Genomic DNA, 16,135 nt, shown 5'->3' on the forward strand with positions numbered 1-16,135 from the left:
AGGCCATGATCCGTCTCGAAAACATCCAGCGCCGCTATGTCTCCGACGAGGTGGAGACGACCGCGCTCCACGACATCGACCTGCACGTCCAGGCGGGCGAGTTCGTCGCCATCATGGGCCCGTCGGGCTGCGGCAAGTCGACGCTGCTCAACACGCTGGGCACCGTCGACCGGCCGACCGGGGGCCGCTATCTGTTCGGCGAGCGCGACCTGGCGGCGCTGGACGAGAAGGCGCTGGCGCAGTTCCGGGGCAGCACCCTGGGCTTCGTCTTCCAGAGCTTCAACCTGATCGACGAATTGACGATCGAGGAGAATATCGCGCTCGGCCTCGCCTATCGCAAGGATGCGGGCGACCGGCGGGGCCGCGTTGCCGCCGCGATGGACAAGGTCGGCATCGCCCACCGCGCGCGCCATTTCCCGCACCAGTTGTCGGGCGGCCAGCAGCAGCGCGCCGCCATCGCCCGTGCGATCGTCGGCGATCCCAGGCTGATCCTGGCCGACGAGCCGACCGGCAACCTCGACACCGCGAATGGCGAGCAGGTCATGAACATCCTCGCCGGCCTGAACGCAGAGGGCGCGACGATCGTGATGGTCACCCACTCGCCCAGCCACGCCGACATGGCGAAGCGCCGCATCGACATGCTTGACGGCCGCATCGTCGCCAGCGCCATGCGCGCGATCTGAAGGGACCGCACCGATGAACAGCTTCGCGCTCCTGTCGCTCTACCGCTCGCTCACCCGCCACAAGCTGTATGCCGCGCTCAACATCGGCGGCCTGGCGGTGGGAATCGCGGTATTCCTGATCCTGTCGCTCTACGTCCGGTTCGAGACGAGTTTCGAGCGATGGCTGCCGGGTTATGACGGCATCTATCTGGTGCAGACCGAGAACAAGGGCATCGATAGCCCGTTCACCGGCACCTATCCCAACACGATGGGTGGCCTGCTGGAGCAGATGAAGCAGGACTTCCCCGATATCGTCGGCACGCGGTTCAACAGCGGCAGCGGCACCGTCCTTCGCGACGGCACGGCGAGGGAGGAAGACATCGCGCGCGTCGATGCCGATTTCTTCAAGGTGTTCGACCTGCCGATGGTCGTCGGCGACAAGGCATCCGCGCTTTCCGATCCGACTGCGATCATCCTGAGCCGATCGGCGGCGCGGCGCTATTTCGGCGACGTCGATCCGGTCGGGCGGACGCTGACGCTCTCGTTCGACAAGCCCGCGACCTATCACGTCACCGGCGTGTTCGAGGATCTGCCGCGGAACTCGGATTTCAAGGTGTCGATCATCGCGCGGCAGGGCAAGGATTTCAGCTCCTGGTGGTATCACTGGGGATCGACGTCGCTCTACACCTATCTCCGCTTCGACACGCCCGCCGCAGCGCGCGCGTTCGAGCAGCGCATGCCGGCTTTCATCAAGCGGCGCGGCACCCCCGACATGGGTGACAAGGTCGTCGAGCAGATCGGCCTGCCTCTGCTGCCGCTCGCCGACGCGCATCTCCAGCCCGCGGGCAAGGCGGTTGCCGCCAAGAAGATGACGATCATCACGCTCGGCATCGTTGGCGTGCTGACGCTGCTCATCGCGGTGGTCAATTACGTCAACCTGGCCACTGCGCGCGCCGGGCTGCGCGCGCGGGAGGTGGCGATGCGCAAGGTGCTCGGCGCCGATCACGGAATGCTGGTGCGCCAGTTCCTGGGCGAGGCGGTGATGACGGTCGCGCTGGCGGCGCTGGCGGGCCTGATCCTCGCGGAACTGGGACTGCCACTGGTCAACGCTGCGGGCGGCCTGACGCTTGGCATCCCCTACGCCGTGGTCGTGCCGGCACTCGTGATACTCGCGCTCGTCATCGGGACGCTGGCTGGCATCTATCCGGCGCTGCTCCTCGCGCGATGGCCCGCGAGCCAGGTGCTGTCGTCGGCGCGGGCGCCCGGCGGGGGGCGAGCGGGCACGCGCGTGCGGGAGGCGCTGGTGGTGTTCCAGTTCGCGCTCGCGATCACCTTCCTCGTCGGTACGACGGTGCTGGTCGCACAGACGCGCCATATCCGCAGCACCGACCTGGGCTTTCGGCGTGAGGGGTTGCTGGTCCTGCGCGGGTTGAGCGACGACAGCCTCGACAAGGGTCGGCGACTGGCGCTGGTGGCAGCGCTGCGGCGCCTGCCGGGGGTGGAGGCGGTTACGACGGCCAACAGCGCCGTCGGCAACACCGACACCAACAATTTCGACAATCTCGACGTGCCGGGCAAACCCAAGCCCGGGCCGTCGCTTCGCGAGATCGAGGTCGGACGAAATTTCTTCGAGACCTATGGCACGCGATTGATCGCCGGACGTGTGTTCGACGACGCGCACCCCGCCGACGATGCGGGGGCACTGGCGAAGGGAAGCACGCGCAACATCGTCATCAACCGCCTCGCCGTCGCCAAGCTCGGCTATGCCTCGCCGCAGGACGCCATCGGCAAGACGGTCGGCGGCGGTTCTCAGCGCACCATCATCGGCGTCGTCGACCAGCTTCGCTTCTTCTCCCCGCGTCTGCCGGACGATCCCACTTACTACACCTATTACGGCGATCTCGCTCCTTATCCGATCGTCACGCTGCGCTTCACCGGCGATCCGCGGCCGTTCAAGGCCGCCGTGCAGACACTGTGGCAGAAGATGGCGCCGCAGGTGCCGTTCATGGCCGACACCGGCAATCAGGCGCTCGCCAAATTCTACGAGGACGACGATCGCGCCACCCGGCTGTTCGGGATCGGTGCCGGCCTCGCCGTGCTGATCGGCTGCGTCGGATTATGGGGTCTCGCGTCGTTCAACACGGCGCGGCGGATCAAGGAGATCGGCATCCGCAAGACGCTGGGTGCGTCGTCGGCGGATATCGTCAGGCTGCTGGTCGGGCAGTTCCTGCGCCCGGTGCTGATCGCGAACCTGGTCGCCTGGCCGCTCGCCTTCGTCGCGATGCGGACGTGGCTGGCGGGGTTCGACGACCGGATCGCGCTGTCGCCGCTCTATTTCGTCGGGGCCAGCCTGCTCGCCACGGCGATCGCGGTGCTGACCGTGCTCGGCCAGTCGCTCCGCGCCAGCCGTGCGGCACCAGCCTGGGCGCTGCGCCATGAATAGGTGGCTCGCGGCGGCGGCGACGCTGCTGCTCGCCGCGCCCGCCCCGGCGGAAACGCTGGGCGAGGCGATCGCGGCGGCATACCGCACCAATCCGCAGCTCGCCGCCGCCCGCGCCCGGCAAGAGGCGCTGGCCGAGACGCCGGAACAGGCACGCGCGCTCGGCCGGCCAACCGTGTCGGCGAGCGGCGGCGCGGGCTATGACGAACTCGGCGCCGGGCGCGCCGCGTCGGCGGCAGCGACGGTCAGCCTGCCGATCTGGACAGGGGGTCGCGTCTCCTCGGCGGTGCGCGCCGCCAGCGGTGACGTGCTGGCAGGCGCGGAGGGGCTGCGCGATACCGAGGCGGCGATCCTGGAGGGCGTCGTCATCGCCTATGCCGACCTGCTCTACAACCAGCAGGCGGTCGAGGTGGCGCGGGTCGGGATCGAGCGGCTCGACCGGCAGGTGGCGGAGGCGCAGTCGCGCTTCGGACTGGGGCAGGCGACCCGCACCGACGTCGCCCAGCTGGAGGCGCAGCGCGCCAGCGTGGTCGCCAATCTGGCCGATGCGGAGGGCGCGCTGGCGACGGCGGCCGCGGCCTATCGCGCGGCGGTGGGGCAGGATGCCGGCACGCTGTCCGCCGCCATCACGCCACCCGACACCCTGCCCGCCGACCGCGATGGCGCGCGCCGCGCGGCCGAGGCGGCAAACCCGCTCCTCCTCCAGCAGCGCCGCTTGGTGGAGGCATCGGCGGCGCGGATCGATCAGGCCCGCGCCGACCGCGCGCCCGCCATCGACTTGGCCGGCGGCTATGGGCGCGGCGGGCGCTTCGTCGATGGCGACTGGCGGGGGTTCGAGACGGCCGCGAGCGTGGGGCTGGCGCTGCGCGTGCCGCTGCTGACCGGCGGGCTGGTGCCGTCGCGCATCCGCCAGGCCGAGGCAAGCTACCGCGCCGAGCGGTTCCAGGCCGATGCCGCCGCGCGCGAGGCGGTGCGGTCCGCCGACGCCGCCTGGGCTTCGCTGGCCGCGGCGCAGGCACGCGGGCGGGCGGCGACCGAGGGGCTCGCCGCCGCCGACCTGGCGCTTCAGGGCGTGCGCGCGGAATATGGCTTCGGCCTGCGCTCGACGATCGACATCCTCGTCGCCGATCAGAGCCTGCGCGCGGCGCAGCTGGCACTGGCGGCGGCACGGTCGGACACGCTGGTCGCACAGGCGGCGCTGCTCCGCGCCACCGGGCGGCTGGACGCCGTGGCCTATGCGGTGACGCGATACGGTGCCGTGCTGCCGCGGACGATCAGTTCGTGGCGCAGCGTCACCTGCCGCACCGGGCTCTCGACGCTGCGCAGGATATCGACGAGCAGTTCCACGGTGCGGCGGCCGATCATCGCCTTGGGCTGGGCGACGGTCGTCAATCCGGGCTGGAAATAGCGGGCGAAGGGCAGATCGTCGAAGCCGACCACCGACACGTCGGCGGGGCATGACAGTCCCGCCGCGCCGACTGCGCTGATCGCGCCCAGCGCCATCTCGTCGCTGAAGCAGAACAGCGCGGTCGCGCCCTCTGCGATCAGGTCGCGCGCATGGGCGAAGGCGGAGCCCGCCGAATAGTCGCCGATCCGCGTCCGCAGCCGGTCGGCAAGCCCGTGGCGCCGCGCCGCCGCCTCTGCGCCCGCCAGCCGGTCGCGGCTGATCGGGCTGATCGTCGGCCCGGTGACGACGCCGATGTTGCGGTGGCCGAGTGCGATCAGGTGCGCGACCGCGTCGCCGCTGGCGGCGGCATTGTCGATATGGACGCTCGGCACGCCCAGCTCGGGGCTGTACTCGCAGCCGTTGACGATCGGCGCGGCCGGCCCGTGGCGGGACAGCAACGGGGACAGGCTGTCGGGCAGGCGGTGGCCAAGGAAGATCAGCCCGTCGACCTCGCGCCGCGACAGCATCTCGGCATATTGATCCTCCACGTCCGGATCGTGGCGGGTGTCGCCGACCACCACCGCATAGCCAGCGTCGCGCGCCGCCTCCTCCGCGCCGCGGATTACGCTGGCGAAAAAGGGGTTTGAGATGTCGGGGACGGTCAGCAGGATCTTGGCCGCGCGCAGCGTGCGCAGCGTGCGCGCCGCGACGTTGGGGCGATAGCCGAGCACGTCGACCACCTCCAGCACCCGCCGCCGGGTCTGCTCCGCGACGCGCTCGGGCCGGCTCAGCACCCGCGACACGGTCGCGGTCGATACCCCTGCCCTTGCGGCGACGTCGATGATCGTCGGCATCGCGGGGTCATGGATCGAAACGGCGGCGCTGTCGATGTAATCCTTTACATCATCGACGGACCTGCCTAGCCTTTGGGGTATCAGGCAGGCAAACTGCGCGGTGAGAGGGTGGGCAAATGGCCATTGCGGACAAGGCGATCGGCGCGGACCTGCGCCCGGCGGACGGTTGGCTGACCGGCCGGCTGAGCGCGCTGATGTTCATGCAGTTCTTCGTCTGGGGCGCCTGGAACGTCACGCTGGGGCTGGCGATGCAGACGGTCGGCATCGGCGAGCTGATCGGCAACGCCTTCTCGATGGGGCCGATCGCGTCGATCGCGGGATCGTTCCTGCTCGGCATGGCGGCGGCACGCTATGTCAGCCCCAAGATGCTGATGGTGATCCTGCACCTGGTCGGTGGCGCGATCCTGTTCGTCATGCCCGGGCTGGTCACGCCGGAGAACGGCACGACCTTCGTCTGGGTGCTGCTCGGCTACATGATCCTCTACATGCCGACCGTCGGCCTGGCGAACACCATAGCGCTGAAGAGCTTCGGCGAGCGGACCGACAATTTCCCCTTCGTCCGCGCGTTCGGCACGCTCGGCTGGATCGCGGCCGGACTCATCATCGGCTGGGCCGGCCTGTCCGCCAGTCCCGAGATCTTCCGCGTCGCCGCGGTCGTCTCGGTCGCACTCGGCCTCTACAGCTTCACCCTGCCGAGCGTCGCGGCCGACGCGCCGCAGGGCGGCAGCATCGCCGCACAGGTCTTCTGCGTCGAGGCGTTCGGCCTGCTGAAGCAGCGCTCGTTCCTGATCTTCATCCTCTGCGCGACCCTGATCTCGATCCCGCTAGCGATGTATTACGCCTATGCCTCGCCCTATGTCGGCGCGGCGGGGATCGAGAATGTCGGCGGCACGCTGGCAATCGGGCAGATGTCGGAACTGGTCTTCATGTTCTCGATGCCGTGGCTCTATCGCCGCTTCGGGGTAAAGCCGCTGCTGCTGGTCGGCATGGCGGCCTGGGCGCTGCGCTATGCCCTGTTCGCGATCGGCGACGGCGGCGCGGGGCTGTGGGCGGTCTATCTGGGCGTCGCGCTGCACGGCGTCTGCTACGACTTCTTCTTCGTCGCCGGCGCGATCTACACCGGCACGATCGCGACGCCCAAGGGCGTGAACGCGCAGGCGCAGGGGATGCTGACGCTGTTCACCTATGGCGTCGGCATGCTGCTGGGCTCGCAGATCGGCGCGCTCCTCTACGCGCAGCTGCCCGCCAACCCGAGCATCGCCGACTGGCACGCGATGTGGTGGTATCCGGCGATCGCCGCCGCGGCGATCGCGCTGCTGTTCCAGCTGACCTTCCGCGACGATCGTCGCGCGGAGGTGGCGGCATGAGCACCGGCATGAAGGGTCCCGGCATCTTCCTCGCCCAGTTCATGGGCGACACCGCGCCGTTCGACACGCTCGATCACATGGCCGAATGGGCGGCAGGGCTGGGCTATGTCGGCGTCCAGATCCCCTGCAACGACCGGCTGATCGACCTGAAGCAGGCAGCGGAAAGTCGCAGCTACTGCGACGATCTGCGCGGGATGCTCGACCGGCACGGCATCCAGGTGACCGAACTCTCGACGCACCTTCAGGGACAGCTCGTCGCGGTCCACCCCGCCTATGACACGCTGTTCGACGGCTTCGCCCCGCCAGAGGTGCACGGCAGGCCCGCCGAGCGCCAAGCCTGGGCGGTCGAGCAGGTTAAGCTGGCCGCCCGCGCCAGCGCCAATCTGGGGCTGAAGGCGCATGCCACCTTCTCGGGCGCGCTCGCCTGGCCCTATGTCTATCCCTGGCCGCAGCGCCCCGCCGGGCTGGTCGAGGAGGCGTTCGCCGAACTGGCGCGGCGCTGGCTGCCGATCCTCGACACGTTCGAGGAAGCCGGGGTCGACTGCGCGTTCGAGGTGCACCCGGGCGAGGACCTGCACGACGGCGCGACATGGGAGCGGTTCCTGGCCGCGGTCGGCGAGCATCCCCGCGCGCGGCTGCTGTTCGATCCGTCGCATTTCGTGCTGCAACAGCTCGACTATCTCGACTTCATCGACCGCTATCACGACCGCATCTCCTGCTTCCACGTCAAGGATGCCGAGTTCAACCCGAGCGGGCGCACGGGCGTCTATGGCGGGTATGAGAATTGGGTCGACCGCGCCGGCCGGTTCCGCTCGTTGGGCGACGGACAGGTCGACTTCTCGTCGATTTTCAGCAAGATGGCCCAATATGGCTATGACGGCTGGGCGGTGCTGGAATGGGAATGCGCGCTGAAGCGGGCAGAGGACGGCGCGCGCGAGGGGGCACCCTTTATCGACGCCCATATCATCCGGGTGACCGACCACGCCTTCGACGACTTCGCCCGCAGCGGAGTCGACCAGGCAGCGATCCGCAAGCTCCTCGGCCTGTCCGATGGCGCGGCCTGAAGTGACGGTGCGGCAACCCCTTCAGCTCGGTATGGCCGGCGGCGGCGAGGGCGCGTTCATCGGCGCCGTCCACCGCAAGGCCGCCGCGCTCGACGGCGACTGGCGGCTGGTTGCGGGCGCGTTCAGCACCGATGCGGAGCGCAGCCGCCGCAGCGGCGCGGCGCTCGGCATCGCAGCCGACCGGTCCTATGCCGCGTTCGACGCGCTGATCGCGGGCGAGCGGGCGCTGCCGACGGGCGAGCGGATGGACGCGCTGGCGATCGTGACGCCCAACCACCTCCACGCGCCGATGGCGATCGCGGCGCTGGAGGCGGGTTTCCACGTCTTCTGCGAGAAGCCGATGGCGATGAGCGCGGCCGAGGCGCGCGCGATCGCCGCCACGGCCCGGGCGAGCGGGCGGCTGTTCGCGCTCGCCTTCACCTATAGCGGCTATCCGCTCGTTGAGGAGGCGCGGGTCCGCGTCGCGCGCGGCGACCTGGGCACGATCCGGCTGGTGCAGGTCGAGTATCTCCAAGGCTGGCTCAGCCTGCCGATCGATACCGACGGCAACAAGCAGGCGGCGTGGCGCACCGATCCGGCGCAGGCGGGGCTCGGCGGCTGCCTGGGCGATATCGGGACCCACGCCTTCCAGCTGGCCGAGCATGTCTCGGGCCTGCGGGTCGAAGCGGTATCGGCGGACCTGACCACCCATGTCGAGGGGCGGCGACTGGATGACGACGTGTCGGCGCTGCTGCGCTTCGTCGGCGGCGCGCGCGGCACGCTGAAGGCGAGCCAGGTCGCGGCAGGCGAGGAGAACGGGCTGAGGCTGCGCGTCCATGGCAGCAGGGGCGGGCTGGAATGGTCGCAGATGGAGCCCAACACGCTGACCCTGCGCTGGCTCGACCGTCCGGCCGAGGTGGTGCGGGCGGGCGGCCCCGGCCTCGACCCGCGTACGACGGCACTGCTCCGTACACCCGCGGGTCATCCGGAAGGGTATATCGAGGCATTTGCGAACCTTTACCGTGCCTTCGCCGCCAAAATCGACGGTGCGGCCGATGACGGACGCTGGTTTCCGGGAGTCGCCGACGGGCTGCGCACCATGGCCTTCATCGAAGCGGTGATCGCCGACGCGCAGTCCGACCGGAAATGGACCCCGGTGGATTTGGGAGAGAGTGAATGAAGCTGGTCATCGGTCTGGGTGCCGCAGGTGTCGGCGCAGCGGCGCTGCTCGCGGTCGCGGTGCCCACCATCGCGCAGACCGCCCCCGCAGCTCCGGCCGCCTTCGCCGCGTGCCGTGCGTGCCACACCGTCAACCAGGGCGACCGCAACGGCATCGGTCCCAACCTCTACGGCGTGGTCGGCCGGCCGGCGGCGTCGGTCGCAGGCTTCAACTATTCGCCCGCGCTGAAGGCGTCGAAGCTGCGCTGGGACGAGAAGACGCTCGATGCGTATCTGGCGGCACCGTCGAAGAAGGTGCCGGGCACCCGCATGCCGATCGCCACTCCCGATCCCGCCAAGCGCGCGGCGATCATCGCCTATCTGAAGGGCGAAGGCGCAAAATGACGGGAACGGCCCCATGGCGCGCGGTCCTTTGACGATGTCGCGGCGGGCGGTCATCGCGTCGGGCGCGGCGGCGGCAACGGTCGCGTCGGGGCTGGTCGCCGCGCAGCGGCGGCGCGGGTCGAACGCGGCGCGCTTCTCGCTCGGCTTCGCCCCGCACGAGGGCAGCTTCGCCAGCCGCGGCGGACGGCTGGAGCAGATCGCCTATGCCGCCGACCAGGGTTTCACCGCCTGGGAAGATAACGAAGCCGCAGGCCGCACCGTCGCCGAGCAGGAGGCGATGGCCAGGGCGCTGCAACAGCGCGGCATGACGATGGGCGTGTTCGTCGCCAGCATGCCGAGATGGTCGCAGTCGCGCCCGATCCTCGGCGCCAACGACGATGCCGATCGGGAAGCATTCCTGGCCGATATCCGCCAGTCGATCGATGTCGCCAAGCGGCTGTCGGCGACGCGGATGACGGTGGTGACCGGATTTCTGGATGCCAAGCTGCCGCTCGACATCCAGACCGCGCGCGTCATCGACGTGATGCGTCGCGCCGCCGACATCGTCGCCGCGCATCCGGGCCTCGCGATGGTGATGGAGCCGCTGAACACCCGCACCAACCATCCCGGCGTCTATATGCAGTCGATCGCGCAGGGCTATGCCGTGGCGCGCGGGGTGAACAGCCCGGCGGTGAAGATCCTGGCCGACGTGTATCACGAGCAGATTCAGTCGGGGAACCTGATCCCGACGCTCGGCACCTGCTGGGACGAGATCGGCTATATCCAGTTCGGCGACAATCCCGGCCGCAAGGAACCGGGGACCGGCGAGATCAACTTCGCAAACGTGGTGAGATGGCTGCGCGCGAAACGCTATGCCGGGGTGATCGGCATGGAACACGGCAATTCGGTCGACGGGCGTGCGGGCGAGGATCGCCTGATCGCCGCCTACCGCATGATCGATCAGGCATGAGGGGAACAGGGATGACGGGACGGATGATCGCCGCGCTGCTCGCGGCCACGGCACCCTTGCTGGCGGCGCCCGGGGTGGCCCAAGATAGGCCGGCGGACAAGCCGGGCTTCCGCGACACGCCGATGCTGCCCGGCGGGCAGTGGCGGGTCCACGACGCCGACCGCCCTGCCCCCAGTGTCGTCACCCCCGCCGCCGCTCCCGGCGCCGCGCCCAGCGACGCGGTAGTGCTGTTCGACGGCCGCTCGACGGACCAGTGGCAGGCGCAGCGTACACCCTGGCCGGTCAGCGGCGGCGTGATGACGGTGCCGTCGCGCGCCAGCAGCGGCGGCGAGAACGCGCTGGTGTCGAAGCGCAGCTTCGGCGACGTCCAGCTCCACCTGGAATTCCGCTCACCCAACCCGCCGACCAAGACGTCGCAGGACCGCGGCAACAGCGGCATCTGGTTCATGCAACGCTACGAGGTGCAGATCCTCGACGGCTATCAGAACCCGACCTATGCCGACGGCACGGTCGGCGCGGTCTATGGCTGGAAGCCGCCGCTGGTGAACGCCGCGCGCAAGCCCGGCGAGTGGCAGAGCTACGACATCGTGTTCGAACGACCCCGCTTCGCCGCCGACGGGTCGCTCCAGCGCCCGGCCTATGTCACCGCGTTTCTGAACGGCGTGCTCGTCCAGAACCATCAGGAGATGCTGGGCACGACGATCTGGCGCAAGGTCGCCCATTACGAAGCCCATGCCGACGCCGCGCCGCTCCAGTTGCAGGACCATGACTCTCCGGTCAGTTTCCGCAACATCTGGGTTCGCCCGCTGACCGAGGCCGCCATCGCGCAGGATTTGAGGAACGACGCCAAGTGATTCATCGGAGAACTGCTCTGGCCGGCATCGCGGCGATGTTCGGCACCGCGCTCTACGCGCCGATCGCGCGCGCGGCAGGCATGGCGCCTGCCGGCACCATACCGACGATCAGCGAGGGACCACCCAGCACCGCCGTGTTCAGCGCGCCCCAGCGCGCGCTGATGACCGGGCTCAGCGAGCGCATCCTGCCCACCACCGACACGCCCGGCGCGATCGCGGCAGGCGTTCCGGCCTTTATCGAGAAGCTGCTCGCCGACTGGGCGCTGCCGGCCGATCGCCTGCCGATCCTGGCCGGGCTTGACGCGATCGAGGCGCGCAGCATGCAGGACTATAAGCTGTCGGCCAGCCGCGCGACGCCGGCGCAGCAGGACGCGCTGCTGACCCTGGCGATGACGAACCTGATCCCCGGCGGCGGCGATTTCTTCGAGGCGTTCCGCCAACTCGTCATCACCGGCTATTTCACGTCGGAGATCGGCGTGACGCAGGAGCGCGAATATCTGCCGGTGCCCGGCGAATATAACGGTGCCTTCCCCTATTCCCGCGTGAACAAGGTCTACAGCTCATGATCGTCAATCGCAGGCATCTGCTAGCCGGCGCAGGCGGCGTCGCCGCGCTCGGTCTCACCGGCACCGCGTTCGCCGCGCGGCTGGGCGCGATCGGGTTGCAGCTCTACACGGTGCGCGAGACCTTCGAGAAGGATCCCGTCGCCACGCTGCAGGCGGTGGCGAAGATCGGCTATCGTGAGGTCGAGTTCGGCGGCGGCGGTTACGAGGCGATGGACCCGGCGATGCTGCGCCGGACGATGGACCGGTTCGGCCTGCGCGCGCCGTCCGTCCATATCGGCTATGACGCGCTGCTCGGCCAGTTCGACAAGTCGGTGGCGATGGCGAAGACGCTCGGCGCTGACACCGTCGTCCTGCCCTATATGACCGACGAGCATCGGACCGAGCAGGGCTGGCAGGCGGCGCTGCCCAATTTCAACCGCTTCGCCGCCGACCTGAAAAAGGCCGGGCTCGGCTTCGCCTATCACAACCACGACTTCGAGTTCACCAATCGCCCCGGCGGCGTCAGCCTGTACGACCGGTTCCTGAAGGAAACCGACCCCGCGCTGGTGAAGGTCGAGCTGGATCTCTACTGGGTCAAGCATGCCGGGGTCGATCCGGCGGTGCTGATCGATCGACTGGGAAGCCGGCTCTACGCCTATCACGTCAAGGACACCCGCGCCGACGGCAGTATGGCCGCGGTGGGCGCCGGCCAGACCGACTTCGCCAAGCTGTTCAAGCTGAAGGCGGGGGCCGGCGTGCGCCATTTCTACGTCGAGAACGATCAGGCGCCCGCGCCCTATCTGCCCGACATCACCACCAGCTTCCGGACGCTCCGCGCGCTCCGTTTCTGAACTATAACGCCGGAGAGGGCGAATAATGGCTGCCACCAACAGGTTCGACGCGATCGTCATCGGCTCCGGCGTCAGCGGCGGGTTCGCCGCCAAGGAACTGACCGAAAAGGGACTGCGCGTCCTGATGCTCGATCGCGGCATTATGGTCGAGCATGGCGAAGGCTATCCGTATGACGGCAAGCCCGCCTATGAGGTGCCGGCGCGCAACATCATGCCCAAGCCGCTCACCGAGAGCGATTACTTCATCGCCAAGCACGGCTATGTCGCGCCTAGCAACCGCAGCTTCTACAATGACGACCGGCTGAACCCTTATGCCTATGACGAGGGGGAGAAATTCTACTGGATCCGCCCCGCCGCGGTCGGCGGCAAGTCGCTGATCTGGGGCCGCTGGTCGTTCCGCTGGAGCCCGGACGATTTCGCCGCCAACAAGCGCGACGGCATCGATGGCGAGTGGCCGATCGGCTATGACGACGTCGCGCCCTGGTACTCCTGTGTCGAGAAATATATCGGCGTGTCGGGCTCGCGCGAGAACCTGCCCTATCTGCCCGACAGCGAGTTCCAGCCGCCGATCCCGATGAACGTCGCCGAGCAGTGGCTGAAGCCGCGGCTGGAGCAGCAGTTTCCCGGCCGCAAGCTGATCCACACCCGCCTGTCCAACATGACCGAGGACAAGCCGGACCAGAACCGCACCAAGTGCCAGTTCCGCAACCAGTGCAGCAACGGCTGCTCGTTCGGCGCCTATTTCTCGACCCAGGCGGTGACCCTGCCGGCGGCACGCGCGACCGGGCGGCTGACGCTGCGCTCCGACGCGGTGGTCACCAACCTGACCTATGACACGCGGCGCAAGCGGGTGACGGGCGTGCGGCTGGTCGACGCGAAGACCGGGCAGGCAGAGACGGTGGAGGCCGACCTGGTCTTCCTGTGCGCCTCGGCGATGGCGTCGACCCAGATCCTGATGAACTCGCGCGATCCGGCGACCGGGCGCAGCTACTTCGACACCAGCGGCACGCTCGGCCGCTATGTGATGGACCACATCTTCCGCGTCGGCATCCAGGGCGAGATCCCCGGGATGGAGGATCTGATCGAATATGGCCGCCGACCGGGCGCCGTCTACATCCCCCGCTTCCGCAACATCGGCGGCGACGAGGGGGTCGGGTTCAAGCGCGGCTATGGTTATCAAGGCGGCGCCTATCGCTCACCGGCCGAGCCGGTCGGCTTCGGCGCGACGATGAAGCACGGCATGCGCCGCTATGGTCCGTGGCGGTTCAGCATGGGCGCGTTCGGCGAATGTTTGCCCTATGCCGACAACCGCGTGTCGCTTCACGCCAGCAAGGTCGACCGTTTCGGCATGCCGTTGATGCGCTTCGACGTGACCTTCCGCGACAACGAGCTGCGGATGATGGCCGACGCGCGTCGCCAGGGCGAGGCGATGCTGAGGGCCGCGGGTCTGGCCAACGTCACCAGCAACGAGGACGAGCACGTCCCCGGCGACGCGATCCACGAGATGGGCGGCGCGCGCATGGGTCGCGACCCGCGCAAGTCCGTGCTGAACAGCTGGAGCCAGGCGCACGACGCGAGCAACCTCTACGTTACCGACGGTGCGCAGATGGCGTCGATCTCGTGCGTGAACCCGTCGCTGACCTTCATGGCGCTGACCGCCCGTGCCGCCGACCACGCGGTCAAGGGGCTGAAGGCGGGCGCATAGGGAGAAGGCCGTCATGCCGGGCGCGTCCCGGCATGACGATCGAACCGCACCCGCCTCAGCGTCGCTGGTAGAACAGGTGCGGCCCGACGCGGGCGACCTTGGTCAGGGTCGGCCGCCAATAGGGCACCACCCAGTCGGCGTGGTAGTGGGTGGCCCGCCCCACCGGCGCGAAGACGCGGCCTGACAGTGCGCGGTTGGCCGCACGCCGCGCCGCCGCCCAGCCGAGCCGTATCGGCCGGCGCCGCACCGAGCCGTCGCAGGTGAACGAGAACTGGCAGCCGGTCGCCCGCGCCGCACCCTGATACACCACGCCGCAGATCGTGCGGGGAAAGCCCGGTGCGCGGACGCGGTTCAGGATCACCTGCATCACCGCCCGCTGCCCGCGCGCGTCGCCGCCGATCTCATAGAGCGCGGCGGTGGCGAGGCAGTCGACCGCCTGTGCCCGCGCCGCCGGACCGCCGCGGAACCGGTAAGGTTCGGCTCGGCTGCGGCGGCGCCACTGCACGGCGACCTTCGCATTCGACGCGCGCGCCTCCGCCATCGTCATCGGCCGCGCGACGTTCGGCGGCGGTGCGGCGGCGAAGCGCCACGGGCCGAGGATGCCGACACCCGCGACGATGAAGACGGTGATGCCGAGCAGCAGCAGCCAGTATTCGGCCGCACCGGCACGCTGTCGGCGGCCGTTTCCCCCGCGCCGCCTGCCCGTCCTCCGCCTGGCCATGATGGATCGCCGACGCTGCCGCTCAGTCGGTCCGCCGCAGCAGCGCAGCCAGATCCTGCTTCCAGAAGCGGGCAGCGGTGTGGGTGCCGTGCCCGCGCGTGTCGTCCGTTTCCGGGATCAGGCGGAAACTGGCATCCTTCATCCGCGCGATCGCTTGGCGCGGATAGTCCAGCCCACGTGGATTGATGAAGTCGTCGGCGGAGTTGATCCAGCTGGTCGGCGCGGTGATCGCCTCCAGCCGCGGCCAGGGATCATAGGTGCGCGACGCGTCGATCTGATAGAGCAGGTCGTTGGCGTCGATCTGCGCCATCGATGCCGCCACCCGCTGGCGCGCGAACGCCGCCGCGGTCTCCCGCGTGGGATATTGCGCCTGGTAATAGAGCGGCGCGGCGCCGGCGACGAACAACAGGCTGGCGGCGGTGCGGATACCCTGCACCGGCGGCGACCGGTACTCGCCCGCCGCCCAGGCGGGATCGGCCCTGATCCCGTCGATCGCGAGCTGTCGCCACATCCGGTTCAACCCGGCGATCTCGACCGGTTCGCAGGCGAGCGGCATCAGCGCGCGGGCGAAATCGGGATGCGTCTCGCCCCAGACGAAGCTGTGCATGCAGCCCATCGACGTGCCCATGATGAGGCGCATGCGCCGGATGCCCAGCCCGTCCTTCAGCAGCCGGTACTGCGCCTCGACCATGTCGTCATAGTCATAGGCCGGAAAGCGCATGCGCAGCCCGTCCGACGGCTTCGACGATTTCCCGTGGCCGATGCCATCGGGCAGGATGATCCAGTAGCGCGCCAGGTCGAGCGGCTGCCCCGGCCCGTACAGCTCGTCGGCGAAGGACGGCGCCAGGAACTGGCGGCCGGTGCCGCCGGTCCCGTGCAGGATCATCACCGCATTGTCGATCTCGCCGTGCGCGTCGCGATGCGGCTTGCCGAGGGTCGTGTAGTTGATCCTGAGCGCCGGCAGCGACTGGCCCGACCGGAAGCGGAAGTCGCGGATGACGAACTGCGCATCGCGCGCCGGCCACCGCGACGCGGCCGCCACGGGAGTCGTGGCGGGCGCGAGCGGCGGCACCGGGGCGGCCTGGGCGAGGAGAAGCAATAGCGTCGAGAGCATGGCGCCACCCTGCGCGCGTTGTGGGCCGTCGCCAAGCCATCCGCGCAAATCCGCTGGCGCATCGGACGAAATCCGCCGAT

The 16,135-nt window shown here is 69.2% G+C and carries 14 protein-coding genes and 1 pseudogene; 12 read left to right on the forward strand and 3 right to left on the reverse strand.

Features of this window, described 5'->3' with window-relative positions; translation table 11 throughout:
* Positions 1–5 precede the first annotated feature (5 nt).
* Genes Q5H91_RS14550 through Q5H91_RS14560 form a run of 3 tightly spaced genes read left to right on the forward strand, consistent with a single transcriptional unit; the run spans position 6 to position 4,510 of the window.
* Positions 6–683, forward strand: a complete 678-nt coding sequence (locus tag Q5H91_RS14550; RefSeq protein WP_305174171.1) for an ABC transporter ATP-binding protein — start codon at positions 6–8, stop codon at positions 681–683.
* Between the two features lie 13 nt (positions 684–696).
* Complete coding sequence (locus Q5H91_RS14555) at positions 697–3,105, forward strand: ABC transporter permease (RefSeq protein ID WP_305174172.1); 2,409 nt, start codon at positions 697–699, stop codon at positions 3,103–3,105.
* Positions 3,098–4,510, forward strand: coding sequence for a TolC family outer membrane protein (locus tag Q5H91_RS14560; protein WP_305174173.1), 1,413 nt, complete (start codon positions 3,098–3,100; stop codon positions 4,508–4,510). The genes Q5H91_RS14555 and Q5H91_RS14560 overlap by 8 nt, the downstream gene beginning before the upstream one ends.
* Here the strand turns inward: Q5H91_RS14560 and Q5H91_RS14565 are convergent.
* Positions 4,420–5,343: pseudogene (locus Q5H91_RS14565) on the reverse strand (LacI family DNA-binding transcriptional regulator); the annotation flags it as partial. The gene Q5H91_RS14560 and the pseudogene Q5H91_RS14565 sit on opposite strands and share 91 nt — an antisense overlap.
* 116 nt (positions 5,344–5,459) lie before the next feature.
* On the opposite strand from Q5H91_RS14565, the gene Q5H91_RS14570 reads away from it, so the two are divergent.
* Genes Q5H91_RS14570 through Q5H91_RS14610 form a run of 9 tightly spaced genes read left to right on the forward strand, consistent with a single transcriptional unit; the run spans position 5,460 to position 14,220 of the window.
* Entirely contained in the window at positions 5,460–6,710 is a 1,251-nt protein-coding gene (locus Q5H91_RS14570; RefSeq protein WP_305174174.1) for an MFS transporter, read from the forward strand.
* The gene (locus Q5H91_RS14575; protein WP_305174175.1) at positions 6,707–7,774 is read left to right on the forward strand and encodes a sugar phosphate isomerase/epimerase family protein; all 1,068 of its coding nucleotides are present in this window, start codon (positions 6,707–6,709) and stop codon (positions 7,772–7,774) included. Before Q5H91_RS14570 ends, Q5H91_RS14575 begins: the two co-directional genes overlap by 4 nt.
* Positions 7,761–8,933, forward strand: coding sequence for a Gfo/Idh/MocA family protein (locus Q5H91_RS14580; RefSeq protein WP_305174176.1), 1,173 nt, complete (start codon positions 7,761–7,763; stop codon positions 8,931–8,933). The genes Q5H91_RS14575 and Q5H91_RS14580 overlap by 14 nt, the downstream gene beginning before the upstream one ends.
* The gene (locus Q5H91_RS14585; protein ID WP_305174177.1) at positions 8,930–9,316 is read left to right on the forward strand and encodes a c-type cytochrome; all 387 of its coding nucleotides are present in this window, start codon (positions 8,930–8,932) and stop codon (positions 9,314–9,316) included. Before Q5H91_RS14580 ends, Q5H91_RS14585 begins: the two co-directional genes overlap by 4 nt.
* 13 nt (positions 9,317–9,329) lie before the next feature.
* Positions 9,330–10,265, forward strand: coding sequence for a hydroxypyruvate isomerase family protein (locus Q5H91_RS14590; RefSeq protein ID WP_305174178.1), 936 nt, complete (start codon positions 9,330–9,332; stop codon positions 10,263–10,265).
* Positions 10,266–10,276: 11 nt separating this feature from the next.
* Positions 10,277–11,119 (forward strand): 3-keto-disaccharide hydrolase, encoded by an 843-nt coding sequence (locus tag Q5H91_RS14595; RefSeq protein WP_305174179.1) that lies wholly within the window; start codon positions 10,277–10,279, stop codon positions 11,117–11,119.
* Positions 11,116–11,685 carry a gluconate 2-dehydrogenase subunit 3 family protein gene (locus Q5H91_RS14600; RefSeq protein ID WP_305174180.1) on the forward strand — a complete coding sequence of 190 codons (570 nt, stop codon included), beginning with the start codon at positions 11,116–11,118 and terminating at the stop codon, positions 11,683–11,685. Before Q5H91_RS14595 ends, Q5H91_RS14600 begins: the two co-directional genes overlap by 4 nt.
* Entirely contained in the window at positions 11,682–12,515 is an 834-nt protein-coding gene (locus Q5H91_RS14605) for a sugar phosphate isomerase/epimerase family protein (RefSeq protein ID WP_305174181.1), read from the forward strand. Before Q5H91_RS14600 ends, Q5H91_RS14605 begins: the two co-directional genes overlap by 4 nt.
* A 25-nt stretch (positions 12,516–12,540) precedes the next feature.
* Positions 12,541–14,220, forward strand: a complete 1,680-nt coding sequence (locus Q5H91_RS14610) for a GMC family oxidoreductase (protein ID WP_305174182.1) — start codon at positions 12,541–12,543, stop codon at positions 14,218–14,220.
* Between the two features lie 55 nt (positions 14,221–14,275).
* Here Q5H91_RS14610 and Q5H91_RS16560 read toward each other — a convergent pair whose 3' ends face one another.
* Positions 14,276–14,941, reverse strand: coding sequence for a cell wall hydrolase (locus Q5H91_RS16560; RefSeq protein WP_370655270.1), 666 nt, complete (start codon positions 14,939–14,941; stop codon positions 14,276–14,278).
* A gap of 22 nt (positions 14,942–14,963) precedes the next feature.
* Positions 14,964–16,055, reverse strand: coding sequence for an alpha/beta fold hydrolase (locus Q5H91_RS14620; protein ID WP_305174183.1), 1,092 nt, complete (start codon positions 16,053–16,055; stop codon positions 14,964–14,966).
* Between the last annotated feature and the right edge of the window lie 80 nt (positions 16,056–16,135).

This window comes from Sphingomonas aurea (assembly GCF_030678875.1).
Lineage (GTDB): Bacteria > Pseudomonadota > Alphaproteobacteria > Sphingomonadales > Sphingomonadaceae > Sphingomonas > Sphingomonas aurea.